This window comes from Haloarcula sediminis, from assembly GCF_035656455.1.
In the GTDB taxonomy this organism is placed as follows: Archaea; Halobacteriota; Halobacteria; order Halobacteriales; family Haloarculaceae; genus Haloarcula; species Haloarcula sediminis.
Genome location: NZ_JAYMGA010000009.1, coordinates 106,061 through 130,700 on the forward strand (window position 1 = coordinate 106,061; position 24,640 = coordinate 130,700).

General features: G+C 67.2%; 30 protein-coding genes. 17 read left to right on the forward strand and 13 right to left on the reverse strand.

Going from position 1 to position 24,640, the window contains the following annotated elements; genetic code table 11:
- Positions 1-274: 274 nt before the first annotated feature.
- Positions 275-556 (reverse strand): hypothetical protein, encoded by a 282-nt coding sequence (locus VJ162_RS15610; RefSeq protein ID WP_324665605.1) that lies wholly within the window; start codon positions 554-556, stop codon positions 275-277.
- A gap of 425 nt (positions 557-981) precedes the next feature.
- A complete protein-coding gene (locus tag VJ162_RS15615; RefSeq protein WP_324665607.1) occupies positions 982-1,836 on the reverse strand; it encodes a sulfurtransferase in 855 nt (284 codons plus the stop codon).
- Between the two features lie 257 nt (positions 1,837-2,093).
- On the opposite strand from VJ162_RS15615, the gene VJ162_RS15620 reads away from it, so the two are divergent.
- Positions 2,094-2,885 (forward strand): sulfurtransferase, encoded by a 792-nt coding sequence (locus VJ162_RS15620; RefSeq protein WP_324665609.1) that lies wholly within the window; start codon positions 2,094-2,096, stop codon positions 2,883-2,885.
- A 23-nt stretch (positions 2,886-2,908) separates the two neighbouring features.
- On the opposite strand, the gene VJ162_RS15625 is transcribed toward VJ162_RS15620, so the two are convergent.
- Entirely contained in the window at positions 2,909-3,913 is a 1,005-nt protein-coding gene (locus VJ162_RS15625) for an AI-2E family transporter (protein ID WP_324665611.1), read from the reverse strand.
- Between the two features lie 107 nt (positions 3,914-4,020).
- Entirely contained in the window at positions 4,021-4,701 is a 681-nt protein-coding gene (locus tag VJ162_RS15630; protein ID WP_324665613.1) for a class I SAM-dependent methyltransferase, read from the reverse strand.
- 211 nt (positions 4,702-4,912) lie between these two features.
- Here VJ162_RS15630 and VJ162_RS15635 point away from each other — a divergent pair, with 211 nt between their 5' ends.
- The 3 genes from VJ162_RS15635 to VJ162_RS15645 all read left to right on the forward strand — a co-directional run bounded on the left by VJ162_RS15635 (position 4,913) and on the right by VJ162_RS15645 (position 6,202).
- Complete coding sequence (locus VJ162_RS15635; protein ID WP_324665615.1) at positions 4,913-5,353, forward strand: DUF2391 family protein; 441 nt, start codon at positions 4,913-4,915, stop codon at positions 5,351-5,353.
- Positions 5,354-5,403: 50 nt separating this feature from the next.
- Positions 5,404-5,982: a DUF7090 family protein gene (locus VJ162_RS15640; RefSeq protein ID WP_324665616.1), complete on the forward strand. Its 579-nt coding sequence runs from the start codon at positions 5,404-5,406 to the stop codon at positions 5,980-5,982.
- A gap of 64 nt (positions 5,983-6,046) precedes the next feature.
- Positions 6,047-6,202 carry a DUF7563 family protein gene (locus VJ162_RS15645; RefSeq protein WP_220588552.1) on the forward strand — a complete coding sequence of 52 codons (156 nt, stop codon included), beginning with the start codon at positions 6,047-6,049 and terminating at the stop codon, positions 6,200-6,202.
- A 35-nt stretch (positions 6,203-6,237) separates the two neighbouring features.
- Here the strand turns inward: VJ162_RS15645 and glmM are convergent, their stop codons facing one another.
- Positions 6,238-7,554 (reverse strand): phosphoglucosamine mutase, encoded by a 1,317-nt coding sequence (gene glmM, locus VJ162_RS15650; protein ID WP_324665619.1) that lies wholly within the window; start codon positions 7,552-7,554, stop codon positions 6,238-6,240.
- Positions 7,555-7,661: 107 nt separating this feature from the next.
- Here glmM and rpiA point away from each other — a divergent pair, with 107 nt between their 5' ends.
- Positions 7,662-8,342, forward strand: coding sequence for a ribose-5-phosphate isomerase RpiA (gene rpiA, locus VJ162_RS15655; RefSeq protein WP_324665621.1), 681 nt, complete (start codon positions 7,662-7,664; stop codon positions 8,340-8,342).
- A 100-nt stretch (positions 8,343-8,442) separates the two neighbouring features.
- Here the strand turns inward: rpiA and VJ162_RS15660 are convergent, their stop codons facing one another.
- Positions 8,443-8,610, reverse strand: coding sequence for a DUF1931 domain-containing protein (locus tag VJ162_RS15660; RefSeq protein ID WP_220588548.1), 168 nt, complete (start codon positions 8,608-8,610; stop codon positions 8,443-8,445).
- A 299-nt stretch (positions 8,611-8,909) separates the two neighbouring features.
- Between VJ162_RS15660 and larB the strand changes: the two genes are divergently transcribed.
- The 4 genes from larB to VJ162_RS15680 all read left to right on the forward strand — a co-directional run bounded on the left by larB (position 8,910) and on the right by VJ162_RS15680 (position 11,687).
- A complete protein-coding gene (gene larB, locus VJ162_RS15665; RefSeq protein ID WP_324665624.1) occupies positions 8,910-9,680 on the forward strand; it encodes a nickel pincer cofactor biosynthesis protein LarB in 771 nt (256 codons plus the stop codon).
- A 109-nt stretch (positions 9,681-9,789) separates the two neighbouring features.
- On the forward strand, positions 9,790-9,939 hold the full coding sequence (locus VJ162_RS15670; RefSeq protein ID WP_324665626.1) for a DUF7563 family protein: 150 nt from the start codon (positions 9,790-9,792) through the stop codon (positions 9,937-9,939).
- A gap of 27 nt (positions 9,940-9,966) precedes the next feature.
- Positions 9,967-10,254, forward strand: a complete 288-nt coding sequence (locus VJ162_RS15675; RefSeq protein WP_324665628.1) for a GIY-YIG nuclease family protein — start codon at positions 9,967-9,969, stop codon at positions 10,252-10,254.
- A gap of 44 nt (positions 10,255-10,298) precedes the next feature.
- Positions 10,299-11,687: a phosphohexomutase domain-containing protein gene (locus tag VJ162_RS15680; RefSeq protein ID WP_324665630.1), complete on the forward strand. Its 1,389-nt coding sequence runs from the start codon at positions 10,299-10,301 to the stop codon at positions 11,685-11,687.
- A gap of 10 nt (positions 11,688-11,697) precedes the next feature.
- On the opposite strand, the gene VJ162_RS15685 is transcribed toward VJ162_RS15680, so the two are convergent.
- From VJ162_RS15685 to VJ162_RS15695, 3 genes are all read right to left on the reverse strand, one after another.
- Positions 11,698-11,985, reverse strand: coding sequence for a HalOD1 output domain-containing protein (locus VJ162_RS15685; RefSeq protein WP_324665632.1), 288 nt, complete (start codon positions 11,983-11,985; stop codon positions 11,698-11,700).
- Positions 11,986-12,042: 57 nt separating this feature from the next.
- Positions 12,043-12,711, reverse strand: a complete 669-nt coding sequence (locus VJ162_RS15690) for a helix-turn-helix domain-containing protein (RefSeq protein WP_324665634.1) — start codon at positions 12,709-12,711, stop codon at positions 12,043-12,045.
- A gap of 158 nt (positions 12,712-12,869) precedes the next feature.
- Positions 12,870-13,244 carry a GNAT family N-acetyltransferase gene (locus VJ162_RS15695; RefSeq protein WP_324665636.1) on the reverse strand — a complete coding sequence of 125 codons (375 nt, stop codon included), beginning with the start codon at positions 13,242-13,244 and terminating at the stop codon, positions 12,870-12,872.
- Between the two features lie 190 nt (positions 13,245-13,434).
- Between VJ162_RS15695 and VJ162_RS15700 the strand changes: the two genes are divergently transcribed.
- Positions 13,435-13,839, forward strand: a complete 405-nt coding sequence (locus VJ162_RS15700) for a DUF5788 family protein (RefSeq protein WP_324665638.1) — start codon at positions 13,435-13,437, stop codon at positions 13,837-13,839.
- A 2-nt stretch (positions 13,840-13,841) separates the two neighbouring features.
- Here VJ162_RS15700 and samp2 read toward each other — a convergent pair whose 3' ends face one another.
- The gene (gene samp2, locus VJ162_RS15705) at positions 13,842-14,042 is read right to left on the reverse strand and encodes a ubiquitin-like small modifier protein SAMP2 (protein WP_220588538.1); all 201 of its coding nucleotides are present in this window, start codon (positions 14,040-14,042) and stop codon (positions 13,842-13,844) included.
- Positions 14,043-14,337: 295 nt separating this feature from the next.
- Here samp2 and lpdA point away from each other — a divergent pair, with 295 nt between their 5' ends.
- From lpdA to VJ162_RS15720, 3 genes are all read left to right on the forward strand, one after another.
- Positions 14,338-15,750 (forward strand): dihydrolipoyl dehydrogenase, encoded by a 1,413-nt coding sequence (lpdA, locus tag VJ162_RS15710; protein WP_324665641.1) that lies wholly within the window; start codon positions 14,338-14,340, stop codon positions 15,748-15,750.
- 94 nt (positions 15,751-15,844) lie between these two features.
- Positions 15,845-16,468, forward strand: coding sequence for a hypothetical protein (locus VJ162_RS15715; RefSeq protein WP_324665642.1), 624 nt, complete (start codon positions 15,845-15,847; stop codon positions 16,466-16,468).
- Positions 16,469-16,518: 50 nt separating this feature from the next.
- On the forward strand, positions 16,519-17,349 hold the full coding sequence (locus VJ162_RS15720) for an aldo/keto reductase (protein WP_324665644.1): 831 nt from the start codon (positions 16,519-16,521) through the stop codon (positions 17,347-17,349).
- Position 17,350: 1 nt separating this feature from the next.
- On the opposite strand, the gene VJ162_RS15725 is transcribed toward VJ162_RS15720, so the two are convergent.
- Positions 17,351-18,796 (reverse strand): type IV pilin, encoded by a 1,446-nt coding sequence (locus VJ162_RS15725; protein ID WP_324665646.1) that lies wholly within the window; start codon positions 18,794-18,796, stop codon positions 17,351-17,353.
- Between the two features lie 90 nt (positions 18,797-18,886).
- Entirely contained in the window at positions 18,887-19,285 is a 399-nt protein-coding gene (locus tag VJ162_RS15730; protein WP_324665648.1) for a hypothetical protein, read from the reverse strand.
- A 134-nt stretch (positions 19,286-19,419) separates the two neighbouring features.
- Here VJ162_RS15730 and pheA point away from each other — a divergent pair, with 134 nt between their 5' ends.
- From pheA to VJ162_RS15750, 4 genes are all read left to right on the forward strand, one after another.
- Entirely contained in the window at positions 19,420-20,232 is an 813-nt protein-coding gene (gene pheA, locus VJ162_RS15735; protein WP_324665650.1) for a prephenate dehydratase, read from the forward strand.
- A gap of 157 nt (positions 20,233-20,389) precedes the next feature.
- Positions 20,390-20,776: a hypothetical protein gene (locus tag VJ162_RS15740; protein WP_324665651.1), complete on the forward strand. Its 387-nt coding sequence runs from the start codon at positions 20,390-20,392 to the stop codon at positions 20,774-20,776.
- Between the two features lie 101 nt (positions 20,777-20,877).
- Complete coding sequence (locus VJ162_RS15745) at positions 20,878-21,279, forward strand: Hsp20/alpha crystallin family protein (protein WP_324665653.1); 402 nt, start codon at positions 20,878-20,880, stop codon at positions 21,277-21,279.
- Position 21,280: 1 nt separating this feature from the next.
- Positions 21,281-21,733: a peroxiredoxin gene (locus VJ162_RS15750; protein WP_324665655.1), complete on the forward strand. Its 453-nt coding sequence runs from the start codon at positions 21,281-21,283 to the stop codon at positions 21,731-21,733.
- A gap of 5 nt (positions 21,734-21,738) precedes the next feature.
- On the opposite strand, the gene leuS is transcribed toward VJ162_RS15750, so the two are convergent.
- The gene (gene leuS / locus VJ162_RS15755) at positions 21,739-24,408 is read right to left on the reverse strand and encodes a leucine--tRNA ligase (protein ID WP_324665657.1); all 2,670 of its coding nucleotides are present in this window, start codon (positions 24,406-24,408) and stop codon (positions 21,739-21,741) included.
- Between the last annotated feature and the right edge of the window lie 232 nt (positions 24,409-24,640).

The window sequence follows — 24,640 nt, forward strand, 5'->3', positions numbered from 1 at the left end:
AGAGCGACGACCGCAGCCCGGTGGGGACGACTGGTTCGGAACCCTGACACGTGATACCACCACTAGTGAGGGCTGGTAACACTACTACATAAACAATTATTATGATTGACGGACAAGGTGTATCTGCTATGGCAACACGCCAGCAACCCACGACCACGTATCACACGTGTACATGCGGCGAGGAGTTCGAGACCACGGAGGCACTCCTCGAACACGCACGAGCAGCCCACGGGCGCTCGGTATTCTGACGCTGGCTGCGCCGCTTTTTTCGGTCCTAGGACCGCGTGTCCACGTCCGGGCGGACGCTGAAGCGCGCGTACCCGCCGTGTGAGAGGTCCAAGGCCCCGAGCCACCAGTTCCACCGTTCGGTCAGCGTGTACTCGCCCGGCGCGTCCTGTAGGTTCTTGACGACGGTCTCGACGGTGAGTTCGCCGCCGAAGTCCGCGTCGAACTGGCCCCCGTCGGCCAGGTCGCCGGCCTGCCGTGCCACTACCGCGGCCGCCCCCGCGTCGTCGAACGTCTCTCCGAGCGTGCGTTCGAGTTCCTGTCGGTCCACACTGGGTGCTTGCTAGCTACGGCCTTGAATCTACGGCTAGGAGCAGTGCGAAGTGGAGCTGGGGCAGTACCTAGTGGTGACAGCCAGAAAGCCCCCGACCGTTCGAGTGCCGGGACTCGCTGCGCGCCTCGCCTCCCGATGGTCGGCTGCGGTGCTTGCGTCGTCCGGGCTACTCGAACGGTCGGCCCCTTTCAGTCCCATCCAGCGCTGTTTGACCAACTGGCTACGGGTGGGACTGAAAGGGGCGAGCGGCTACGGGAACCCCGCCGACGTAAGCACCGCAGCGAAGCGAGGAGCGCAACGAGGCGTGGGACCGTAGCCGCTCGGGGCTTTCTGGCTCTCTACAGGCGCAGTCACTGGGTTATCTATCGTTCACGCACCGCTACCCGACCAGCACGCGAAAAAATCAGCGTAATTGAGACCGACTAGTTGCCCTTCTCGATGGGGGCGCCGACGAGGTTGCCCCACTCGGTCCAGGAGCCGTCGTAGTTGATGGTGTCGTCGTAGCCGAGCAGCTCGTGGAGCGCGAACCAGGCGACCGAGGAGCGCTCGCCGATGCGGCAGTAGGCGACCGTCGTGGAGTCGCCGTCGATGCCGTACTCGTCGTAGAGCTCCTCGAGCTCGTCGTAGCTCTTGAAGGTGCCGTCGTCGTTCGTGACGGCGGCCCACGAGATGTTCTCCGCGCCGGGGATGTGGCCGCCACGCTGGGCGGTCTCCTGGAGTCCGGGGGGCGCGAGGATCTCGCCGGAGTACTCCTCGGGCGAGCGGACGTCGACCAGCGGCAGCTCCTTGTCGACGGCGTTCTCGACGTCGTCCCGGTAGGCGCGGATGGACTCGCGCGGACCGGACGCCGTGTAGGTGGTCTCGGAGAACTCGGGGACCTCGTCGGTCGTCTCGTAGTCGTTCTCGACCCAGTACTCGCGGCCGCCGTCCAGCAGCTTCACGTCGTCGTGGCCGTAGTACTTGAACTGCCAGTAGGTGTAGGCGGCAAACCAGTTGGAGTTGTCGCCGTACAGTACGACGGTGTCGTCCTCGCTGATGCCGGCCGCGCCCATCGTCGCCTCGAACTCGTCTTTCGAGAGGATGTCGCGGGTGGTCTGGTCCTGCAGGTCTGTCTCCCAGTTGAAGCCGATGGCGCCGGGCGCGTGGGCCTCGTCGTAGGCTTCCGTGTCGACGTCGACTTCGACCAGCCGCAGGCCGGAGTCGTCGTCCTGGAAGTCGTCGAGGTGCTCGCTGGCCCAGTCGGCCGAGACGAGCACGTCGTTGGCGTATTCAGTCATAATGCATTGAACCGTTGGTCTACCATACATATATTACCACGAGTGTCGGCATGGACGGCCACTCCTCCCCTGTGACGGCATATGTTGCCTCTACAACAGGAATGGTGTTTGTCAACGAGCGTCAGGGGAAACCCCTGAACTGGCAGGCGTGAGCGGGGCTGTCGGGAGGCGGTGAGACAGAGCCGGCAACAGTTGCCACCACCTTCGACCGGCTGTGATGGGAGTTTTCAAGCGGCCCGAGCGGGAACGACCCGGTAATGACCGATATCGTCTCCGCCGACTGGGTGGCCGACAACAGCGAGCGGCTCCGCATCGTCGACGTTCGCGACGGCTGGGAGTACGACGCGATGGCACATCTGCCGGGCGCGGTCTCGATTCCGTTCGACCGTTTCCGGACCGGGTCGGACGACAGCGAGGGGATGTTGCCGAGCACGGGCGAGTGGACCGACCTGCTCTCGGAAAACGGCATCGACGCCGACAGCGACGTCGTCGCCTACGACGACCACCACGGCGTCTTCGCCGCCCGGTTTCTGGTGACGGCGGAGCTGCTGGGCCACGACCCCGGGAAGCTCCACCTGCTCGACGGTGACTTCTCCAGCTGGCAGCTCGAACACCCGACGAGCAACGAGACACCTGAGGTGGCCTCGACCGACTACAGCGTCGAGCCGCCCGAGTCGACGCCGCTGGTCGGGGCCGACAGAGTGGCAGCGGCCGAGGACGACCCCGACGCCGTCGTCGTGGACACCCGCGACGAGTCCGAATACGCCGCGGGCCACATCCCCGGTGCGGTCCTGCTGGACTGGCGCGAGCTCGTCGACGACGAGACGCGCGGGCTGCTCCCCCGGGACGCGGCGCTATCGGTGCTCGAATCGGCCGGTATCGTCCCCGGGAAACGCGTCGTCCTGTACTGCAACACCGCCCGGCGCATCAGCCACACCTACGTCGTCCTCCGGCATCTCGGCTTTCCCGACGTGGAGTTCTACGAGGGGAGTCTCACCGAGTGGGAGGCCCAGAACCGACCACTTGAGTCGAGGGGCCCCGACGCGTAACGCGGGGCGAGCCGCTCCGACGCCTAGGCCCGCTCCGTCCGTGTCGAGCCGTTCTCGGCTGTCAGCAGTTCCACCGCCTCGACCAGCAGCGCGATTATCACCGGGCCGGCGATGAAGCCGATGATACCAAGCGAGAGCACGCCGCCGGTGAAGCCGACGAAGTAGAGGCTGGCCGGCATCCCCGTCGTGTAGCGGGCCAGCCGCGGGCGGATGACCGCGTCGGGGAGAAAGCCAACGAGCGTAAGTCCCAGGACGGTGATGACGACCGCGCCGACGGCGTCGCCGGCGACGGCTTCGGCCGCGGCGATGGCGAGGATGACGACGCTCGGGCCGACGACCGGGACGAACTGGAGGACGCCGGCGGCGACCGCCAGCGCGAACGCGCCGTCGTACCCGAGCAGGGTGAACAGCCCCCAGGCCATCAGGAAGGTGCCAAAGGCCGTCGCCGCCTGCAGGACGTAGATGGCATACAGCGTCGACCGCAGGCGCCTGTGGTACCGCTGGATGATGTCGTGATACGGCTTCGGGACGGTCCGGAAGACGACTTTCCCCGGGGCGCTTGGCTGCCAGAGCAGCGCGTAGACGAGGATGGCAAAGAGGACGCCCTTCAGGGCGAGAATCGGCGTCTCGCTCGCGAGGTCGACCGCCAGGGCCGCGACGGCGTCGCGGGCGGTCACGAGCCACGACTGGATGTCGATTGGGTAGCTGAACTCCCCCACGGCGACGGTGACCTCGTCGGGGAGGCGCTGGAAGAACCCAAAGAGGTCACGCCGGCGGCGATACAGCACGGCGACCAGCGGGACGAGTATCAGCGAGCCGGCGACGAAGGCGATGGCGGTCGAGACGGCGGCCGCGAGCCGCTTCGAGAGCCCCCGGTCGATGAACCACTCCGAGAGCGGGAAGAGCACGTACGCGACGGTTATCGCGAAGAAGACGGTCCCCAGCACGCTCGACAGCGACACCATGGCAAGCGAGACCAACAGGACGAAAAGCCCTGCGAGGACGTACGTTCGCTGGCGAGTCGGCACGACCTACCTTATCGAGTGGGTACCAAAAGCGTTCCTCCGCTCCGCAGGTGTCCGTGTGTTCGATGTGACTGCCGTCTCACCGGGGATCGGACAGCCAGCGCGGCGTCTCAGGGCGCGACGCCGACGGTGACGAGCGTCCCGAACTCGCGGTAGCGCTCGACCATCGCCTCCCGGCTGTCCCAGTTCTCGGTGGGGAACTCGCCGGCCGGCGGAATCTCTATCTCCCGGTCGGGGACGTTGTCCTGGACGGCAACGGCGAGCCCCGCCTCGCGGAACGCCTCGCGGTACTCCCGGGCGCTCCAGCGGGTCATGGGCACCTCGACCAGGTCGTCCCACGAGTGAGAGTGGACGTTCTCCTCGTAGTAGTTCACGGCACAGTGGAACGTGCCGCCGGGTCGGAGGACGCGGGCCACCTCGTCGAGGACAGCGTGGGGGTCGCCCGCGTAGTAGAAGGCCTCCATCGAGAAGCAGTGGTCGACGCTGTCGGTCCCGAAGGGGAGGTGTTCGAAGTCCCCCACGAGAAAGCCGACGTCGGGGTCGTCGGTGTACTCCCGGGCGTTTTCGGCCATCGCCGGCGAGGCGTCGATACCGTAGGCCCGGCCCGCGTCGGCGGTCTCTTTCAGTGCCCGACCGGCGTAGCCGCTGCCGGACCCGAGGTCAAGCACGGTGTCGCCGGCCTCGACGGGCATCCGCGCGAGAACGTGCTTTGCGGTGTGCCAGTGGCGGTCCTCCATCCCGCGGTCTTTCCCGCGAGCGGCCCAGTCGTCGAACTCGTCGCTGACGCTCATACGCCTGCTGGACGGTGAGCGGCAAAACGCCCTTCGACTCGGTCTACCGGCCGACCCGGAGCGCGTACGGACCAGCGCCGGGGGAAGGTACCGGGCAGGGACTCGACGGGCGGGACCCCGGCCAGTACGCTCCGCCGGTCCAGCCAGGCGACAGGGCGACGACACCCCGCGACCCAGTAGCGTTATCCGAAGCGGTGGCACAAGAGGGAGTATGTCCCGCCGTCGCCGCTACCGCGTCGCCGACACCGCCCAGCAGGTCGTCGGGGGATTCCTGCTTGCGGGCCCCTTCGTCGTCACCGAGGAGGTGTGGGTGCTGGCGGCGAACATGTCGTGGTTCCATGCCCTTGCCGTCGCGGCCATCGTCTTCGCCATCGGTTACGGCGCGCTGTACCAGGCCGACGCCGACCGGGACATCGAGACGGAGGCCGAGGTGGCCGGTGTCCCCGTTCGGTTCGTCTCCCTGATGATAGTCGCCTTCGGCTCCGTGGCCGTGTTGGCGACGGTGTTTACCGCCCCCGAAGCGTTCCTCATCGAGGGCGGTATCCTCCCGAATCCCACGCGGCTGAGTGTCGCACTGACGACCGTAAAGGCCGTCAGCGTCGGCGCCATCTTCAGCGTCGTCGGCGCGGCGACCGCCGACAGCGTGTTCTGAGACTGCTGCCTCGCAAAAGTTAAAGCGTGTCGCCCCGCCCTTTGCGTCACATGGAGTACACGCTGGCCATCGACAACACGCCCGAGACCGTCGAGGGTGGCACCGGAATCCTGCTGGTCCATCCCAGTACCGGTGCGACCGACCGGCTCGACACCGACTTCCTCTCGACGGACACGGACGCGATGCTTGTCATCTCGACGCGGACGACGGCCCGCGAGGTCAAACAGAAACTGGAGTACTACGAGGTCGACGAGGACAGCGCGACCATCCTCGATACGCTGTCGGTCGAGCGGGGCTACACCCGCCGGCAGTCCGACCGGGTCCGCTACGCCTCCGCACCCGACGACCTGGACGGCATCGTCGCGGAGACCGAGGCGTTCCTCGCGAGCCACGACGGGAAGTTGCGCGTGAGTTTTGACTCGCTGACCGAACTCATCTACTACGCCGACGAGGCCCAGGCGCTGGAGGCCGTCGGTGATATCCTCGAACTCCTCGACGAGTACGACGCCGTCGGGATGTTCCACCTCGCACAGGGCGTCCACGACGACGACACCGTCGCGCGGTTCCGCGAGCTGTTCGACGGCGTCGTGGAGCTTGGCGAAGACGAGTCCGTGACAAGCGATTTCTGAACGTGTGTGGTAATATCTGACACGACACCACAATTAAGACGATATACTCCGTCTATCAGGGTGTATGCCGGAATGCCAGAACTGTGAGAACTTCGTAACTGCCGCATACGCGCGGGTCTTTACGCCCAACGGCGTCGAGAAACCACGGGTCTGTCCGCAGTGTGAGGACAAGATACGCGACGGGGCCGACATCCGCGAGGCCCGGTCGACGCGCAGATAACCGTTCGACCCCGTGACTGGGTCGGTCACGGGGCCTTACTCGCGAGCGGGGGCCAGACAGTCCCGGGCCGTAGACAACACTTCGTCAGCGCGACCCTCGTCGCGGGCCTCGGCGGTCACCCGGACGAGCTGCTGGGTACCGCTGGCGCGCAACAGGAACCACGCGTCGCCCAGGTCGACGCGCACCCCGTCCAGCGTTGTCACGTCGTCGTAGTCGGCGAGTACTCGCTCGCGGACTCGCTCCATCACGCTCTCTTTGTCCTCGACCTCGACGCTGTCCCGGCGGATTGGGTAGGTCGGGACCTCGGCGATGCGGTCGGCCAGCGGCCGGTCGGCGTTGAGGGCGGCGATAGTAGCGGCCGCCAGCGGGCCGTCCGGACAGAGCGTGTGGTCGGGCCAGATCCACGCGCCGCTTGGTTCCCCGCCAAAGGCCACGTCGGGAGCCTCGGCGGCCTCGGCGACGTAGACGTCGCCGACCGGGGTGTACTCGACGCCCACGTCGACCTCCGCGAGGTAGTCCGCGACCGCCAGGCTCGTGTCCACGGGGACGGCGACCCGCTGGCCGGGTTCGGCGGCCGCGCGGGCAAAGAGCGCGAGCGTCACGTCGCCGGTGAGGTAGGTGCCGTCGTCGGCGACCGCCCGCATCCGGTCGGCGTCGCCGTCGTGGGCGATACCGATGTCGGCGTCTGACTCGGCCACGAGCGTCGACAGCGACGTGCAGTTCTCGGCTTTCGGCTCGCTGGGCCGGCCCGGGAACGCGCCGTCGGGCTGGGCGTTCAGCGTCTCGACGTGACAGCCAAGCGACGTGAGGATGTCCACGGTGACGCCGCCGGCGCCGTTGCCCACGTCGACGACCACGCGGCTGTCCATCGACTCGCGGTCGAGGTCGGCCCGGACGACCTCGGCGTGGCGGGCGCGGGCGTCCCACGTCTCGACGCTCCCGCTTTCGTCCCACGCGGCGGGCTCGAAAGCGCCCTCGGCGATACGGGCCTCGATTCGCTCCTGGCCGTCGCTGTCGAAAGCCTGTCCCGATGGCTGCCAGAGCTTCAGGCCGTTGTCCGCCGGCGGGTTGTGACTCGCCGTGACGGAGACGCCGGCGTCGGCGTCGCGCCACCCCACGGCGCGGCCGACCGTCGGCGTCGCCGCCACGCCCACGTCGATTACGTCGGTGCCGCTCTCGCACAGTCCAGCGACCAGCGCGGACCGTAGGAACTCGCCGCTGGCCCGCGGGTCCCGGCCGACGACGACGCGGTCGCAGTCGACGCCCAGCGCCCGCCCCAGCGACAGCGCGAGGTCGGCCGTGACAGTCTCGCCGACCGGCCCTCTGATTCCGCTCGTTCCAAACAGTGTCATACGCCGAGAGGCGTCGCCGGCGGAAAAAAGCGTACCGACGTGGGGACCGCTCGCACGACCGGGGACTGGAGAACAAACGTTTTGTCCGCCACGGCGGAGTTTCGGGTATGAAACAGGGTGGCTCCGACGCGGCGAAACGCGCGGCCGGCCAGTCGGCGGCCGAGGCGGTCGAGGACGGGATGGTCGTCGGGCTGGGCACCGGGAGCACGGCGGCCCACGCCATCAGGGCCATCGGTCGGCAGGTCGACGCCGGCCTGGACATCGTCGGCGTGCCGACCTCCTTCCAGTCCCGGGAGCTCGCTCGCGAGGCCGGCGTCCCGCTGGCGGAGTTAGACGAAGCGAGCGTCGACCTGGCCATCGACGGCGCCGACGAGGTGGCCGACGGCGACCTGATAAAGGGCGGCGGGGCGGCCCACGCCCGCGAGAAGATCGTCGACGCGAGCGCCGACCGCTTTCTCGTCGTCGCTGACCCGACAAAGGAGTCCGAGACGCTCTCCCAGCCGGTGCCTGTCGAGGTGCTGTCGGCGGCCCGGACGACCGTCGCCGAGTCGGTCCGCGAGCTGGGCGGCGAGCCGACGCTCCGGCGGGCCGAGCGCAAGGACGGCCCCGTCGTCACGGACAACGGCCATCTCCTGTTGGACTGTGCCTTCGGCGACATCGACGAGCCGGCGGCGCTGGCCGGGGAGCTGGCGGCGCTGCCCGGCGTCGTCGAACACGGGCTGTTCGTCGGGCTGGCCGACGAGGTCCACATCGGGCGCGAAAACGGCGTGACGGTCCGGGAGCTGTAGCGAGCAAGGCGATTCGCTCCGCTCATCGCCTCGAAAGCGAACCGGAGCCCAGCGCTGTCGCTACGTGTGGTTCACGCAAAGAAAACGGGTGAAAGCGACCTTACAGGTCTCGCGGCTGGACTGTCTTGCGGTCGTTGGCGTCGGCTCGGCGGGCGGCGTCGGCGAGCAGCTCCTCGACCTCGGCGTCGAGTGCATCGTAGAAGTCCGACGCAACGTTCATGTCATCGAGCTCTTCCTTCACGGCGGCTTTGACGATTAGGTCTGCCATACACTGTTTCCGTGGGAAGGGGCCGTTTAAATACTTTCCCCAATTGGGTCGCTCTCACCGGTACTGACGGGGGTTTCAGGGCGTTTCGGCCAACCGGACCCATATAAATAAGGCAAATTTCGACGCCATCGCGGCGGCTGTGGCCACATAGTTGATATACGAGGAGCCATCGGAGCCCTCACGCCCTCTCGCGCGCGCTGCCGGCGGTATTTCCGTTCCGTGTGTTGACAGGGGACAGCCCCCGGCACGACCGCAGCGGAGACCGACGGATAGGAGTGGGCGGCTCCCGGACAGGAGGTATGCGCGAGATACTGGAGGCGGTCGCGGCGGGGGAGCTGACGCCCGCCGAGGCCGAGTCGGAACTCGCCGGCTACGCGACCACCGGCGCCGGCCGCTTCGACGCGGCCCGCGAGGCCCGCTCGGGCGTTCCCGAGGCGGTGCTGGGCACGGGCAAGACGACCGGGGAACTGGCCGACCTGGCGACGACCGCCGTCGAGACGACCGGGCGAGCCATCGTCACCCGAATCGACGCGGCCGGCGCGGGAGCGGTTCGGCGGGCGCTTGACGAGAGCGCCCCCGGGACCACCGTCCGGTGGGACGAGCGGGCGCGGTGGCTCGTGGCCACGGCCCCCGAGTTCGAGCGGCCCGCTATCGACGCGGCCGTCGGCGTCGTCACCGCCGGTACGTCCGACGCCGTGCCGGCGGGCGAGGCGGCCATGATAGCCCGGGAGATGGGGGTCGACGTCCGGCGAATCGACGACGCCGGCGTCGCCAGCCTCGCCCGGACCGTCGACGCCGCCGACCGCCTGCGCGACCAGGACGTCCTCGTCGTCGCCGCCGGACGCGAGGGGGCCCTGCCCACCGTCGTCGCCGGGCTGGTCGACACGCCGGTCGTCGGCCTGCCGGTCTCGACGGGCTATGGCCACGGCGGCGGCGGCGAGGCCGCGCTTTCGGGGATGCTCCAGTCCTGTACGGCGCTGTCGGTCGTGAACATCGACGCGGGCTTTACCGCCGGCGTCCAGGCAGGGCTCATCGCCCGACGAGTCGCGGCGGCACGGGCGGGCAAATGAGCCGGGCCGATACTGTCAGCACGGAAGGATACCAACCCATTTGGGTAAACGAATATAGGACTAGAACACCTTCATTTGTACGTCGGCGGTGGTGTCGCCGACGAACACGATGCCCGAATGTAATCACTGCGGCGCGCACGTCTCGGACCAGTTCGCCCGTGTGTTCGCGGACGAGTACGGACACATCAGGGCCTGCCCGAACTGCTCGGCGAACGCTGGCATCGCCGAGGTATCGAAAGAACGCGCCCACGAAGTGTGAGACCGACTGGGTCACCAGCATCGTGCGATGACCACCACGCGGAGCCCTGACCACTGCGCCTACGTGGTGCGGTGTAGTGACGACAGCTTTTATACCGGCTACACGACCGACGTAGAGCGCCGGGTGCGTGAACACGACGCCGGCGAGGGCGCAAAGTACACCCGCGGCCGGACACCCGTCGAGCTCGTCCACGTCGAGCGCTTCGAGTCGAAATCGGCGGCGATGAGCCGCGAGTACGAGATCAAGCAGCTCTCGCGGTCGGAGAAAGAGCAACTGGTGGCGGGCGAAGGTGCGGAAGGCGAGTCCGCGCCCTGAGACAGGGGGTGACCTTTTTGACGGCCCCACGTGACTGTTCGTTCATGGACGAAGACGATGCCGCAGCGATACGCTTCGGGACGGACGGCTGGCGAGCGACCCTCGACGTGTTCACCGAGCCACGGGTACGCATCGTCGGGCAGGCGCTGGCGACGACGTTCCGTGACCGCGGCGAGGACGGTTCCGTGGTCATCGGCTACGACGCCAGGGAGACCTCGCGCGGGTTCGCCGAGGAGCTGTCCCGGGTGTTCTGTGCGAACGGGTTCGACGTGCTCCTGCCCGAGCGGGACACGCCCACACCGATTGTCGCGTGGACCGCCAAGGAGGGCGACCACGCCGGGGCGCTCCAGATAACGGCGAGTCACAACCCGCCCGAGTACAACGGCGTGAAGTTCATCCCCGGCGAGGGCGCGCCCGCGCTGCCCGACCTCACCGAGGAAGTCGAGAGCAACCTCGCCGAGCCCGAGAGCCGCCCCGAGGACGAACACGGCGAGGTCACCGAGCGCGACCTCGTGGCCGACTACGCCGACCACGCCATCGAGTACGCGGACGCCGACCTCGACGGGCTGACCGTGGCCTACGACGCGATGTATGGCAGCGGCCGCGGCGTCACCGACGAGCTGTTGGACCGGGCCGGCGCGGACGTGACCGCGATGCGGGACTACCTCGACCCCGAGTTCGGTGGCGGGTCGCCCGAGCCCACCGCCGAGAAGGTCGGCGACCTCATCGAGACGGTCACTGAGGGCGAGGCCGACATCGGCTTCGTCAACGACGGCGACGCCGACCGGCTCGGCATCGTCACGCCCGAGCGGGGCTTTCTCGACCCGAACCTGTTTCTGGCCGCGATGTACGACTACCTGCTCGAAACCAGAGAGGGAGATGTCGTCCGGACGGTCTCGACCTCAAGTATCGTCGACCGCGTCGCCGATGCCCACGACCAGTCGGTCCACGAGACCGCCGTCGGCTTCAAGTGGGTCGCCGAGGCCATGCGCGAACACGACGCCCTCTTCGGCGGCGAGGAGTCGGGCGGCTTCGGCCTGACCGACCACCTGCGGAACAAGGACGGCGTCCTGCTGGCGCTGGTCGCCGCGGCCGCCGAGTCCGAGAAATCGCTCGACGCGCGCGTCGACGACCTCATCGAGGCCTACGGCGAGATACACCAGAGCCGAATCAGCGTCGACTGCCCCGACGACCGGAAGGGGCCGGTGCTCTCGGACCTGGAGACCGAACTCCCCGAGACCGTCGCTGGCGTCGACGTGGACGGCATCAACACCGTCGACGGGTTCAAGGTCCGCCTCGAAGACGGGACATGGCTGCTGATGCGGCCCTCCGGCACCGAGCCGAAGCTCCGAATCTACGCCGAGGCCGGGAGCGAGGCCCGCGTCGAGGAACTGCTAGACGCCGGGCGGGACCTGGTCGCGCCGCTGGTGTAACGGCGAGCGATTACGCGTCGAGAACGACACGGCCCGCGCTGTGGGCCGTGACCGTGTAGCCGTGGTAGTCAAACGTCACTGTGCCGGCCGACCCGTCGGCCGTGAACACCGAGTCGAGCGCGTCGGGGTCGATAGCCGTGTACAGCGGGTCGAGGCTCGCGTCGGCCCCGGGGCCGGGAGTCGGGGAGCGGCCCGAGGCAGTCGAGACGGCCCGGATAACGGTGTCGCTGAGTGATTCGGCGTCCGAACGGACGAAAACGTGTGTTGACGGGCGATGGTTACAAGCGTTGGCAGACATCTAACTGGTTGTAGGCGTACAGCCGTGTTGATTTCCGCTGTTACCTATGCAATCCGTTTATAAGCGGTCGCCGTCCCGGCCCGAAAGGAGCGTCGACCTGATAAGCGACCGATAGCCCCGCCGAAGTCGGGACGCGAAGGCCTGTCGCGAGATCCCAAGCTGCGATGCGAGCGCCGTCTGGTCGATTGCGCGCGGGTCGTCGTAGTACCCCTCCTCGTAGGCCAGTACCAGCGCCTCGTGCTGTTCGGGCGTGAGGTCGTACCCGGTGTCGGAACCCGTCTCCGAGAGCTGGCTGAGCCGCGCGAGCGCCACGTCGATATCCAGCTCCGAACAGCGGTGCTGGAACCGCGAGAGCTGTTCGACCGTCGTCGCACGAATCTCGAAGTGCCAGCCGTCCGTCGACCCGGATGCGGCGAGAACCGTCACGTCGGCCGCCGCGATGGCCTCCATGATTCCCAGATACTCCGGCTCCCACTCGGCGCGGAACAGCCCCTTTGCGCCCATATCGACCAGTAACTCGGCCGACCGCAGCTCGGGCAGGCTGTTGAACAGCACCCGGACGCTCTCCAGGTCCCCAGCCGGGTCCTGGACCCAGAAATACGGCATGACCGTGTCGCCACTCGGGACGACGCGGTCGAGTTCGAGCGTCGCCTCGGACTGGTCCTCGAATATTCTCCCCAGGGGGAAGTCGCCCGCCGGGAGCGTGAAATCGGCGATGGAGACCATAGCGACGCTTGGTCCGCCCCGTGCTTAAGTTAATCCTTGCTGACAGTATCGGCTGTCGGGCTGTGGGACGGTCCCGTCCAGTACTGCCGGCTGGACCAAACTGACGGAGTTCGCCATCCGGAGTGGCAACTATCTGTACAATCGTACAACCGGCAGTATCAGCGCCGCTCGCCCCACAGCCGCCCCGGCTCGTCGGTCTCCGCCACGTCGAACCCCAGCCCATCGTAGAACGGCCGCAAGTCGTCGTCGAACTCGGCAGTCAGCCGCTCCCGTCGCTCGCTAGCTGCCTCGACCAGCGCCGTTCCGATACCCTGTCCCCGCCGGCGGCGGCGGACTGCGACGGCGTCGACGTGGTCGCCGTCAAGCACGAGCGCCCCCAGCGCGCGCTCGCCGTCGCCGGAGACCGCGACGAGCACGTCGTCGTCGGTAATCCGCTCACGAACTGTCGCGGCGTCCGCCGCGAGTACCGCGCCGTCCAGGACGTTCATCACGTCCGAGAGTTCCGGCACCGTCGCCTCGCGAACGGCAGTCATCGGTCGCGCGCGCCGTCGCTGACCGCGAGCCGGTCGCCGACAGTGGGTGGTAGGAAGTCTATGAACTCGACGGACATACCGGGCGCACGCACTCGACGGGCAAAAACAGGGGGTTACGGCGCGGTGTTCGGCCCGCGACACTGTCCCGTAGCGACGGGCGACTTTTCAGCCCGCGTCCGCTACCGGTCGTATGGACGACACGGCCCGTGAGAAACTCCTGCGACGCGTCAAGCGACAGGGCGCGACCGTCGGTGCCTCGCTCCCGGAGTCGGTCACAATCGACGGCGAGGAACTCCCGCTGGCGGAGTTCGTCGTCGAGACCCGGAAGGTCCCGGGCGTCCCACCGGAGAGCCGCGAACTGCTCGCGAGCGCCAAAAAGACGCTACGGAGCGAGCGCGCCCGGCGGCTGGAACGCCTGGAGGAAGACCCGCTGGACCAGGAGGTCGCCGAAACGCTGGCCGACGAAATCGTCGGTATCGACCGGGCGCTGAACTCCCTGGAGAACATCCGACAGCCGGACTACGGCGAGAGCGCCCGGACGGCCGCTATCGACGACCACAAGCGGTGGCTGGGCTTTCTCGACACGCTCAGCTAGTCTCACCCGCCCTTGATGAGCCGCACCACGCGGACGTGGTCGCTCTCGACGGGCTGGTTCGTCGGGACCGTCCGCTCGTCGACCAGCACCGACACCGCGTGGGGCGAGAGGTCAAGCGGGGCGAGCAGGTCGGCGTAGGTGGCGTCCTCGGCGACGTCGAGTTCGTGCGTGTCCTCGCCGGCCACCTCGACGGTGACGTTCATGGACGTGTGTATCGGGATTACGGGCTTGAGTGTGTCGGCTAGCAACGGTGGTTGCCACCACTGTGAACGACGGATACACGCCTGCCAACAGCCCGAAAGCCCCGCCCGTAGCCGGTTGCCCAACCCAGGGGTGGGACTGAAAGTGGCGTTCACGGGCGGCTGGCCGCCGTAGACCCACCCCGAGTCCAGCCCGCTGGGGCGTTCTGGCTGTGAGAATTACCGGTTCAGTGAGTCCCGTCACTGCCCCGCATGTCTAGCTCGGCCCATTTATCAGGCGTCCCGTCCAGACACGCGTATGGTCGTCGGAGACGGCACGACGGAAGTACTGGTCATCGGCGGGGGGCCGGGCGGCTACGTCGCCGCCATCAGAGCGGCGGGGCTCGGCCTCGATACGACGCTGGTCGAGCGCGAGGCCTACGGCGGGACCTGTCTGAACCACGGCTGTATCCCCTCGAAGGCGCTCATCTCGGCGAGCGATATCGCCCACGACGCCCGCAACGCGGAGGATATGGGCATCTACGCCGACCCGGCCGTCGACATGGAAGGGATGGCCGAGTGGAAAGACGGCGTCGTCACCAGGCTGACCCGTGGCGTCGAGTCGCTCTGTAAATCGGCAGGCATCACCCTCATCGAGGGGACCGCCGAGTTCGTCGACGGGGAGACGGTGCGAGTGGCCCGTGGCGACGGGCAAGACTCCGAAACCGTCGCCTTCGAGCACGCTATCGTCGCCACGGGCAGCCGCCCTATCGAGATTCCGGGCTTCGCGTTCGACGGCGAGCATATCCTCTCCTCGCGCGGGGCGCTGGCGCTGGAAACCGTGCCCGACGAACTGCTCGTCGTCGGGGCGGGGTACATCGGGATGGAGCTGTCGACGGTGTTCGCGAAGCTGGGCGCCGAGGTCACCGTCGTGGAGATGCTCGACGACGTGTTGCCGGGGTACGAGGACGACGTCAGCGAGGTCGTCCGGGCGCGCGCCGAGTCGCTGGGTATCGACTTCGCCTTCGGCGAGGCCGCCAGCGACTGGGAGGCACTCGACGACGGGCGCGTCCGCGTGGCGACGACGGACGAAGGGGACGAGGTCACCGAGTACCACGCCGACAAGTGCCTCGTGGCCGTCGGTCGCGAGCCGGTGACGGACACGCTGGGTCTGGAAAACGTCGCCCTCGACCCGGACGAGAGCGGCTACCTGGCGACCGACGAGCAGGCCCGGACAGAGCTCGACCACATCTTCGCCGTGGGCGATGTGGCCGGCGAGCCGATGCTGGCCCACAAGGCGATGGCCGAAGGCGAGGTGGCCGCCGAGGCCGCTGCGGGCGAGCCGGCGGCGCTGGACCACCAGGCGATTCCCGCGGCGGTGTTTACCGACCCCGAGATCGGCACGGTCGGCATGACCGAGGCCGAGGCCGCCGCGGCGGGTTTCGACCCTCTCGTCGGCGAGATGCCCCTCCGGGCGAACGGCCGGGCGCTGACACTGGGCGAGCGCGAGGGGTTCGTCCGCGTCGTCGCCGACGCCGACACGGAGTTCCTGCTGGGCGCCCAGATTGTCGGCCCCGAGGCCGCCGAACTCGTCGCCGAGGTCGGGCTGGGTATCGAGCTGGGCGCACGGCTCGAAGATATCGCCGGGACAGTCCACACACACCCCACACTCTCCGAGGCCGTCCACGAGGCCGCCATGGCCGCCCGCGGTGAGGCAGTTCACACCAGGTAGTAGCCACCCCAAGCGGCCCACGAAGGCAGGTATCAGGCCAGACACAAAAGTTATAATTGTGCTTGAAAAAGCACTGTCAGAACCGGCAATATATATGACGACCGACTCCCAGTCCGACGACCACATCGCAAGCGCCCTTCTCTCGGGTACCACGTACGAGCGAGTCCGATACCAGCGCCACGCGTTCCTCCGGCAGTCGGTCCCGCGCACGCTGATGCTCCAGAGCGCGCTGCTCGGGTTGCTGGTCGCGTTACTTCTGATGTACGGGCTGTTCCCGGCGAGCGCCGCCGGCTACCTCCCCGCGACCGACCCGGCTGTCGCCTCGCCGAAGGTGTTGCTGCTTGGCGTTCTGGGCGGGGCCCTGGAACTGTTCGGGGCGACGCTGCTGGTCGGGACGGCGCTGTACCGCGTCCGGCGGGCGTCCCTGACCGAGTCCCAGGCCCACACGATGCTCGACATCGAGGACTTCGCCCGGTATGTCGGCCTGGGCACCGGCGGGCTGGCCATCCTGCTGACCGTCGGCGTCTTCGCGGTCGGACTGGGCGGCGGGACGGCAGTCGACGCCTACGTCGAGATAGCGGGTGCCAACCCGTTCGTGGCCTCCGGGGCGGGGCTGCCGGTCGTCGCCGTCTCGCTCGTGGCCTTCGTCGCAAGCGTCGTCCTCTTCTACGCCGGCGGCTACCTCTCCGTCCGGCTGTCGCAGACGCGACGCGACTGAGGGTGTCGCGACCCGGCCGCATTTCAGGCCCTGACGTCTACTTCGCCACGATGACCGACGACACCTTCGACATCGGCGGCGAGCTGACGGTCAACCGGCTCGGTTTCGGCGCGATGCGCATCACCGGCGAGGACATCATCGGCGAACCGGACGACGTCGAAAACGCCCGCGAGGTGGTCCGGCGGGCCGTCGAACTGGGCGTGGACTTCATCGACACCGCGGACTCCTACGGCCCTGGCGTCTCCGAGCGGCTGCTGGGCGAGACGCTGGAGGTCGGTCGGGAGGACCTCGTCGTCGCGACCAAGGGCGGCCTGTTGCGAAACACCGATGCGGACTGGCTCCCCCACGGTGACCCCGACTACCTCCGTAACGCCTACCTCTGCTCGCGGGACCGGCTGGGCGTCGACACCATCGACCTCTACCAGCTGCACCGCCCGGACCCCGACACCCCCTTCGAGGACTCCGTCCACGCGCTCGCGGAGCTGAAAGACGCGGGCCTCGTCCGCCACGTCGGCCTCTCGAACGTCAGCGTCGAGCAGCTAGAGCAGGCCCGCGACATCGTCGACATCGCCACGGTCCAAAACGAGTACAACGTGGCCAACCGGGACACACAGGACGTACTCGACGCGTGTGAGAACTACGGTATCGGCTTCATCCCGTGGTTCCCGCTGGCCGCGGGCGAGGCGGACGACGTCGACGGCATCGACGGTATCGCCGAGCGCCACGACGCGACGCCGTACCAGATTGCGCTGGCGTGGCTGCTCGAATCCTCGGACGTGACGCTGCCGATTCCGGGGACGGCGAGCCTCGAACATCTCGAACAGAACGTCGCCGCCGCCGACATCGAACTCAGCGAGGACGAGTTGGCGACGCTGCGGTAGTTCAGGGGTCGGTGCCGTCGGCGGTGTCGGTGATGACGCGTTCGTCGACCACGACGCCGTCCGCGTCACGCACACGGATGGTGATATCGTATGTGTCGCCCTCGACGCCGCCCTGCCTGAACTGGACGGCGCCGTTTTCGTCCGAACTGGACCGCCGAGCAGAGGAATAGGGGTTATCCTGGTTGTCGAAGACAACATCGACTGCGGTGAAGTCGGCGTTCGGGTTCGAAACGCGGTACTGAACCTGATAGTCGCCGTTATTGTTCTCCGTCCGGTCCTGAATCGAGTAGCTCTCAAGCGTCGGACTACTCACCCGGGTGAGGTCGTCGTTCCCCGAGGGGTCGGTGCCGTCTGCCACGTCGGTAACGATACGTTCGTCGACGATGACTCCGTCCGTATCGTAGAGGCGGAGGGAGACGCGGTACTCGTCACCCCGAGTGCCGCCGTTACTGTCGTCGGCGTAAGTGTCGACGTTAGTGCGTTGCTCCATGCTCGTGTAGGTCGAGTCGGCCCAACCGCGGTCGAGGTTCTCGTACTGGACTTCGACGTACCCGAAGTCGGCGCGATCGGTGACATTGTAGGACGTCTCGTAGTTCGCCTCCGACCCGCCGAGGTCGTCGACGACGGTGCCGACGAAGGACGGACTGGTCCCCTCGGTCAGGTCGCCACTCGACTGGGAACGGCCGTCGGCAGTGTCGGTGATGACGGTCGAGTCGGTCACGGTCCCGTCGGTGTCGTACACCTCGACGGTGATATCGTACGTGCTGCCTTCCCGACCGCCCTGTGAGAACGAGACGCTCCCGCGCTCAGCCCCGCTGACGACCGTTCGATCACCGTAGTCGGTACCGCGGTTGTCAAATCTCACTTCGACGCGATCGAACGCCTCGGTGTTGTCGATGTCGTAGAACAGTTCGTACTCGACATTGCTGTTCTCGGTGTTGTCCTGTAGCTGATAGCCGGCGAGCGTCGGTGTCAGCGGTGGCGTCGGGGTATCCGGCGGCGGAGTCGGAGTCGAAGTGTCCGGCGGCGCGGCCGTCACTGGCTCCACCGTCCCCGAGCAGACGATACTGTCCTCGGTGACGACTGACACCTCGGTCGTGCGGGCGAGCGACCCGTACACAGCCACGTCGCCGGTTTCGAACCGTTCGGGGTCGCCGGTGTCGATTTCGAACAGTTGGCGCGCAGTGGCGCTCGTGTTCCGAAAGACGAGAGTGAGCGACGACGTATCGACGGCATCGCCACCTATATGCTGGATCCGGACGGCGCCGTCGGTGTACTCGGTATCACACTTGACGAGAGTGTTGCCCGTCGACTGGGCGGTGATATTCGAGAGGACGACACCGCCGACCAGCGTCGACAAAAGGACGACGACGGCGGTAAGCAGAACGACGCCGATGACGGTCGACGCCGCGCGCGTCCCGGCACCCGACTCCCGCGACGCGCACATATTCTACAAACTACCCTGCTCCGATATATCAGGGTTGCGCTGGCGCGGGACCGCAGCAGTCACCCCGTAGTCCCTGCCCGAGTCGGGTCCTTAGACGGATTGGGCCCACTCGACGGCGGCGTCGAGGTCGCCGAAACTCTCGATGTCGGCGCCGGGGATGTCCATCTTGGATTTCACCGCCATCGCGGTGGTCCCCTCGGAGACGAAACCGACCTTCTCGACGCCGGTGTACGCGCCGTTTTCCGACCACTCCTTGGCCATGTACTCCTGGGTCTCGCGGGGGAGGTTCGTGTCGTCGCCAAACACCGCAAGCGTCGCCTCGATGTCGGCCCGACTACCGCGCTCGCGGTAGTGGGTGCTCGCCGCGTCGAGGGCGTCGTCTGCGAAGCCCCGCCAGCCCTGCATGAACCAGATGCCGACGTTGCCGCGCTGTTCGAACTCCCACTCGTACGCTGCGGGGTCCGGGAGGGTATCCGTGGATTCTGACATACGGAGTGGGATATCCCATGCTTGAATATCCATGTTTCGCCTTGCAGCGTAGGTACCACGCGGTGGCGCGGTCGGACCGCCGCCTCCGGGGCGCTACCACCGACTTTTTGTCCCCAAGCGGAGTAGCGGCCCACATGACGACTATCACGCTCGGCCCCTCGGGGACCTACTCCCACCGGGCCGCCCGGGCGGTCGCCGACGACGGCGACATCGACTTCGCCGAATCGATGACCGCCATCGTCGAGGCCGTCGCCGACGGCGAGGCCGACCGCGGCGTCGTCCCCATCGAGAACAGCATCGAGGGCTCCGTCACGGAGTCTCTCGACGCGTTCACGGAGTACGACGTGGCCGTCGTCCGGGAGATAATCACGCCCATTCGCCACGCCCTGCTGGCACAGGACGACTCGTTCGCCCTCGTCGCCAGCCACGCACAGGCGCTGGCCCAGTGTCGCGGCTGGCTGGAGGAACACTACCCCGGCGTCGACGTGGAGGCAGTCGCCTCCACCGCCCGCGGCGTCGAGCGGGCCCGCGAGGACCCCGACGTGGCCGCTATCGGCCACCCGGACAACGCCGGTGACGACCTCGAACTCCTGGCCGAGGACATCCAGGACCAGTCCTCGAACGCCACCCGCTTCGTCGCGGTCGCGCCCGCGAGCGAACGCGCCGAGGGCGGCGGGAAGACCTCCTTTATCATCTACCCGAACGCCGACTACCCCGGGCTCTTGCTGGAGCTACTGGAGGCTTTCGCCGACCGTGACATCAACCTCACCCGGATCGAGTCCCGCCCGAGCGGCGAACGCCTCGGCGACTACGTCTTCCATCTCGACGCGGCCGCCGGCCTCTACGAGGAGCGCACCCAGAAGGCGCTCGAAGACGTCGAGAAACTGGCCGAGAACGGCTGGGTCCGCCATCTGGGCTCCTACGACACCGAAACCGTAATCGAGTAGACGGAGTGAGTCGGGCACCAACTTGCGGTTTTCGGCCCTGTTTGGCGCCCCTCGCGGGTGGTCCGGTTGGTTTTCTTCCGATGTGGGGGCGACCGGGCCGGCAAACTACAGACGGCCCTGGGAGAAGACATTTACAGACAGTTCTGTATTACAGCGTATGAAGCGGCGTCAGGCGATTATCGCGGCTGTCGGGTTCGCCGCTCCGGTAACGGGGTGTGCTGGCAACCAGTCCGGCGATGGGGCGATCGACCTGACCGTTATCAACCAATCAGATACGCCCTACACGGTAGAGATAGGCTTCTTTCGGGATGATGAGGAACGGAACGAGGCGAGAGCCTACGACGCGACTCTCGATATCGAAGCCGACGGGCGGGAAACGCGTGAGGCCGTTGTCAGCGCTGGGCGGTATCTGGTCCGCTACAGTGCGTACGAGGAAAACTCCAGACTGACCGACGAGGACCATATCCACTACATCTCGGCAGAAAGCGATACGGACGGGCTGATTCTCGACATCCGGGAGACGGGCACCGTAACTCGACGGTGAATTCGGCCACGCTATGTAGCGTCGTCTGCAGGTAGGCCCGACGAATCCGACGCCCCCGCTCGGCTTCAGCGCTTAAGTTCCGCGAGCGTCTACGTTCGTTCATGAGCGACCGCGACCCCCTATCGGAGATAGAGCGCGCCTTCGACGTGCTGGGCGACCAGTTCGGCGTCGCCGCCGGCACCATCCCGGCCGACGTGATAGACGACGGCGACAGCTTCGTCGTCCGGGCGGACCTCCCGGGCTACGACAGCGACGACATCGACGTCCAGCTGTCCGAGGGCCGGACGCTGACCGTCAGCGCCGACCAGACTGAGGAAAGCGAGGTGAGCGACGGGAGCTTCGTCCAGCGCGAGCGGCGACGGCAGTCGGTCTCCCGAACGGTCAGCCTCCCGGAGCCCGTCACCGAGAGCGAGACGGCCGCACGCTACGAGGACGGCGTGCTGACCGTCACACTCCCCAAGGCCACCGACGACGAGGACGGCACGTCCATCCCGGTGAACTGAGATGGCGCTCGAACCCGGGGAGAGCGTCCCCGACATCGTCGCGGACAACCAGCACGGCGAACGGGTCCGGCCCGACTTCGCGACGCCGACGGTACTGTATTTCTACCCGAAAGACGACACCCCGGGCTGTGCCACCGAGGCCAGAGAGTTCGAAGACGAGGCCGAGCGCTTCGAGGAATACGGCGTTCCGGTGTACGGCGTCTCGACCGACGGCGTCGAGAGCCACCACGAGTTCGCCGAAAACGAGGCCCTCTCGTTCGACCTGCTTGCCGACCCCGAGGGCAACGTCGCCGAGGCGTTCGGCGTCGAACTGGTCGACGGCCACGCCCGTCGGACGACGTTCGTCATCGCCCACAACCGGGTCGTCGGCCTCTACGAGGGGGTCAGACCGGAGGGCCACGCGAAAGACGTGCTCCGGGACCTCGGCGAGGCCGGACTGCTGAAACAGAACTAGCCGTTCTACTCCGCGATGTCGATGGCGGGCCGGCCCGGTTCGGCCTTCGACGCCAGGCTATCGTCGGCCGCCTCGGCCGACTGGACCACGACCTCGGCACCGAACTCCCGCTCTACGAGCCACGCCGCACGCTCCAGTGCGGCCAGTTCCCGCTCGGGCGGCAGGTGGTCGTCGATGTTGGCCCGCCCGGCCAGCTCTTTCGCGAAGTCGGCGGCTGCTTCGCCGTGTCGCTGGAGCTCCTCGTTTTGCATCACGGCGGGGACGACGTTGTCGGCCTCGCGGGCGATGGCAACCACGTCGTGTTTCCAGTCGGGCGCCACCGCGAGCGTGATGGTCTCGGGGTCTTCGATACCGACCGTGTCGACGATGTCACGGACGTCCTCGCGGGTGTTCTCGACCAGCCGGCGCTCGGTGTCGTAGTCCTCGGGGGCCTCGGCAGTCGGCCACTCGGCCTCCGCGATGAGCCCCTCGCCGTCCAGGCGCTCCCACAGCTCCTCGGCGACGTGGGGCGCGACCGGCGCCAGCAGCTTGGCGGCGGTCACGAGCCCGCGCTCGAACGTGTCGCCGTCGGGGTCGGTGGCCTCCCGGTAGCGACGCAGCAGGGAGACGAGTTCCCGGGCCGCCTGCAGGGCGTGGTTGAAGCGGAACGTCTCGTACTCGGTCGTCGCGTGGGCGGCCGTGGCGTCGATTTCGCGGGCCACGTAGTCCGCTATCTCGCTCTCAGTGCCAAACTCGATTTCGCCCGCTGCGAATTCGTCGGTCAGCCGATAGATGTTCTGGAGGAAGCTGTGGGCCGACTGGACCCCCTCCGGGCTCCAGGCGAACTCCTTCTCGGGCTGGGCGGCCTCCATGATGAACAGGCGGGCGGTGTCGGCGCCGTACTCGTCGATGATGCGCTGTGGCGAGACGCCGTTGTCGCCGCTCTTTGACATCTTGTTGCCGTCCTCGCCCAGCACCATCCCCTGGTTTGTGAGATGCAGGAACGGCTCGCGGACCCCCTCGACGAGGTCGATGTCGTCGAGCACCTTCGTGAAGAAACGAGCATACAGCAGGTGCATCACGGCGTGTTCGATGCCGCCGACGTAGCGGTCGACGGGCATCCAGTCGCTGGCCCGCTCGGTATCGAAGGGCGCGTCGTCGAGGTCCGGAGAGACGTACCGCAGGAAGTACCACGAGGAGTCGACGAAGGTGTCCATCGTGTCCGTCTCGCGGACGGCGTCGGCCCCACACTCCGGACAGTCGACATGTTTCCACTCCTCGGCGGCGTCCAGCGGGTTGCCTGTCGTGTGGACGAACTCCGGCAGTTCGACGGGGAGGTCCTCGTCGGGGACCTCGACGTAGCCACAGTCCTCGCAGTGAATCATCGGAATCGGGGTGCCCCAGTAGCGCTGGCGGGAGATGCCCCAGTCTCTCAGGTTGTACTCGGTGCGGTGCTCGCCGTCGAAGACCTCGACGAACTTCTCGCGGGCCTCGGAACTTTCGAGCCCGTCGAACTCGCCGCTGTTGACCAGCACCCCGTCCTCGGTGTAGGCCGCTTCCTGAACGTCCACGTCTTCGGGGTCGACGTCGGCGTCCTCGGTCGGTTCGACGACCTGCCGGATGTCGATGTCGTGGTGTGTGGCGAACTCGTGGTCGCGGTCGTCGTGGGCCGGCACGGCATACAGCGCCCCCGTCCCCACGTCGGTCAGGACGTAGTCGGCGACGTAGACGGGAATCTCCTCGCCCGTCGCGGGGTTGGTGGCGTACTCGCCGGTGAAGACGCCGGAAGTCACGTCGAGGTCGTCCTCGTCGGCGTCTTCGACCATCTCGACGTACTCCCGGACATCCTCGTTGTCCTCGGCGATAGCCTGGGCGACCGGATGGCCCGGCGCCAGCGAGAAGTACGTCGCGCCGTGGATGGTGTCCAGCCGGGTGGTGAAGATGTCGACCGCGCCGTAGTCGCCGACCTCGAAGGCGACGCTTGCGCCCTCCTGTTTGCCGATCCAGTTGCGCTGCATCTCCCGGACGTTGTTGGGCCACCCCTCCAGGTCGTCCAGATCGGACCGGAGCTCCTCGGCGTAGTCGGTGATGGTGAGGAACCACTGGTCCATCTCGCGGTGCTCGATGGGGGTGTCACACCGCCAGCACAGTTCCGCCTCGCCCTCGACCTGCTCGTCGGCCAGCACCGTCTCACAGGATGGACACCAGTTCAGTTCCGCGCCCTGGCGTTCGACCAGGCCGGCCTCGCGGAACTGCTTGAACAGCCACTGGTTCCACTGGTAGTAGTCGGGTTCGCAGGTCGCGATTTCGCGTTCCCAGTCGTAGCCAAAGCCCATCTCGACGAACTGGTCGCGCATCTGGTCGATGCATTTCATCGTCCAGTCCCGCGGGTTGGTGTCCCGTTCCTCGGCGGCGTTCTCGGCGGGCAGACCGAAGGAGTCCCACCCCATCGGGTGGAGTACGTCCTCCCCGCGCATCCGCTCGAAGCGGGCGAAGGCGTCCGTGATGGTGTAGTTGCGGACGTGGCCCATGTGCAGTTGCCCCGAGGTGTAGGGGAACATCGCCAGCACGTACTCGGGGTCCGTGGCGTCGTCGTCGATGCGGAACACGTCGGCCTCGTCCCAGGCCGACTGCCAGCGGGGCTCGACCTCGCCGTGGTCGAACGTCCGCTCGTGTTCCTCGCCGGTCGTAGTCATGATAGTGGGTCGGACACCGACGTTGCTATAGCTTTCCCTTCAGCGAGCCCCGAACGGGAGACGGCAGTGTTTAGTTAAGGGACAGCGGCGACAAACAGCCAGAAAGCCCCCATGTTCTCAGCTCCCGCGGCTCGCTGTCGTCCGAAAGGCGCAGTGCGCCTTTCGTGATCACGAAAATCGAAGATTTTCGAACGACGCTCGCGTAGCGTGCTTGCGTCGTCCTCAGAAATCG

Excerpts from the sequence above, each read along its gene's own strand:
- VJ162_RS15685 (WP_324665632.1), bottom strand. The coding sequence starts at position 11,985 with ATGTCTGCCAACGCTTGTAACCATCGCCCGTCAACACACGTTTTCGTC.
- VJ162_RS15680 (WP_324665630.1), top strand. The coding sequence starts at position 10,299 with ATGGACGAAGACGATGCCGCAGCGATACGCTTCGGGACGGACGGCTGG.
- glmM (WP_324665619.1), bottom strand. The coding sequence starts at position 7,554 with ATGACACTGTTTGGAACGAGCGGAATCAGAGGGCCGGTCGGCGAGACT.
- VJ162_RS15700 (WP_324665638.1), top strand. The coding sequence starts at position 13,435 with ATGGACGACACGGCCCGTGAGAAACTCCTGCGACGCGTCAAGCGACAG.
- VJ162_RS15635 (WP_324665615.1), top strand. The coding sequence starts at position 4,913 with ATGTCCCGCCGTCGCCGCTACCGCGTCGCCGACACCGCCCAGCAGGTC.
- lpdA (WP_324665641.1), top strand. The coding sequence starts at position 14,338 with ATGGTCGTCGGAGACGGCACGACGGAAGTACTGGTCATCGGCGGGGGG.
- VJ162_RS15725 (WP_324665646.1), bottom strand. The coding sequence starts at position 18,796 with ATGTGCGCGTCGCGGGAGTCGGGTGCCGGGACGCGCGCGGCGTCGACC.
- VJ162_RS15670 (WP_324665626.1), top strand. The coding sequence starts at position 9,790 with ATGCCCGAATGTAATCACTGCGGCGCGCACGTCTCGGACCAGTTCGCC.
- VJ162_RS15620 (WP_324665609.1), top strand. The coding sequence starts at position 2,094 with ATGACCGATATCGTCTCCGCCGACTGGGTGGCCGACAACAGCGAGCGG.
- VJ162_RS15720 (WP_324665644.1), top strand. The coding sequence starts at position 16,519 with ATGACCGACGACACCTTCGACATCGGCGGCGAGCTGACGGTCAACCGG.
- VJ162_RS15645 (WP_220588552.1), top strand. The coding sequence starts at position 6,047 with ATGCCGGAATGCCAGAACTGTGAGAACTTCGTAACTGCCGCATACGCG.
- VJ162_RS15640 (WP_324665616.1), top strand. The coding sequence starts at position 5,404 with ATGGAGTACACGCTGGCCATCGACAACACGCCCGAGACCGTCGAGGGT.
- samp2 (WP_220588538.1), bottom strand. The coding sequence starts at position 14,042 with ATGAACGTCACCGTCGAGGTGGCCGGCGAGGACACGCACGAACTCGAC.
- VJ162_RS15615 (WP_324665607.1), bottom strand. The coding sequence starts at position 1,836 with ATGACTGAATACGCCAACGACGTGCTCGTCTCGGCCGACTGGGCCAGC.
- pheA (WP_324665650.1), top strand. The coding sequence starts at position 19,420 with ATGACGACTATCACGCTCGGCCCCTCGGGGACCTACTCCCACCGGGCC.
- VJ162_RS15695 (WP_324665636.1), bottom strand. The coding sequence starts at position 13,244 with ATGACTGCCGTTCGCGAGGCGACGGTGCCGGAACTCTCGGACGTGATG.
- larB (WP_324665624.1), top strand. The coding sequence starts at position 8,910 with ATGCGCGAGATACTGGAGGCGGTCGCGGCGGGGGAGCTGACGCCCGCC.
- VJ162_RS15660 (WP_220588548.1), bottom strand. The coding sequence starts at position 8,610 with ATGGCAGACCTAATCGTCAAAGCCGCCGTGAAGGAAGAGCTCGATGAC.
- VJ162_RS15740 (WP_324665651.1), top strand. The coding sequence starts at position 20,390 with ATGAAGCGGCGTCAGGCGATTATCGCGGCTGTCGGGTTCGCCGCTCCG.
- VJ162_RS15690 (WP_324665634.1), bottom strand. The coding sequence starts at position 12,711 with ATGGTCTCCATCGCCGATTTCACGCTCCCGGCGGGCGACTTCCCCCTG.
- VJ162_RS15750 (WP_324665655.1), top strand. The coding sequence starts at position 21,281 with ATGGCGCTCGAACCCGGGGAGAGCGTCCCCGACATCGTCGCGGACAAC.
- VJ162_RS15730 (WP_324665648.1), bottom strand. The coding sequence starts at position 19,285 with ATGTCAGAATCCACGGATACCCTCCCGGACCCCGCAGCGTACGAGTGG.
- VJ162_RS15745 (WP_324665653.1), top strand. The coding sequence starts at position 20,878 with ATGAGCGACCGCGACCCCCTATCGGAGATAGAGCGCGCCTTCGACGTG.
- leuS (WP_324665657.1), bottom strand. The coding sequence starts at position 24,408 with ATGACTACGACCGGCGAGGAACACGAGCGGACGTTCGACCACGGCGAG.
- rpiA (WP_324665621.1), top strand. The coding sequence starts at position 7,662 with ATGAAACAGGGTGGCTCCGACGCGGCGAAACGCGCGGCCGGCCAGTCG.
- VJ162_RS15630 (WP_324665613.1), bottom strand. The coding sequence starts at position 4,701 with ATGAGCGTCAGCGACGAGTTCGACGACTGGGCCGCTCGCGGGAAAGAC.
- VJ162_RS15675 (WP_324665628.1), top strand. The coding sequence starts at position 9,967 with ATGACCACCACGCGGAGCCCTGACCACTGCGCCTACGTGGTGCGGTGT.
- VJ162_RS15715 (WP_324665642.1), top strand. The coding sequence starts at position 15,845 with ATGACGACCGACTCCCAGTCCGACGACCACATCGCAAGCGCCCTTCTC.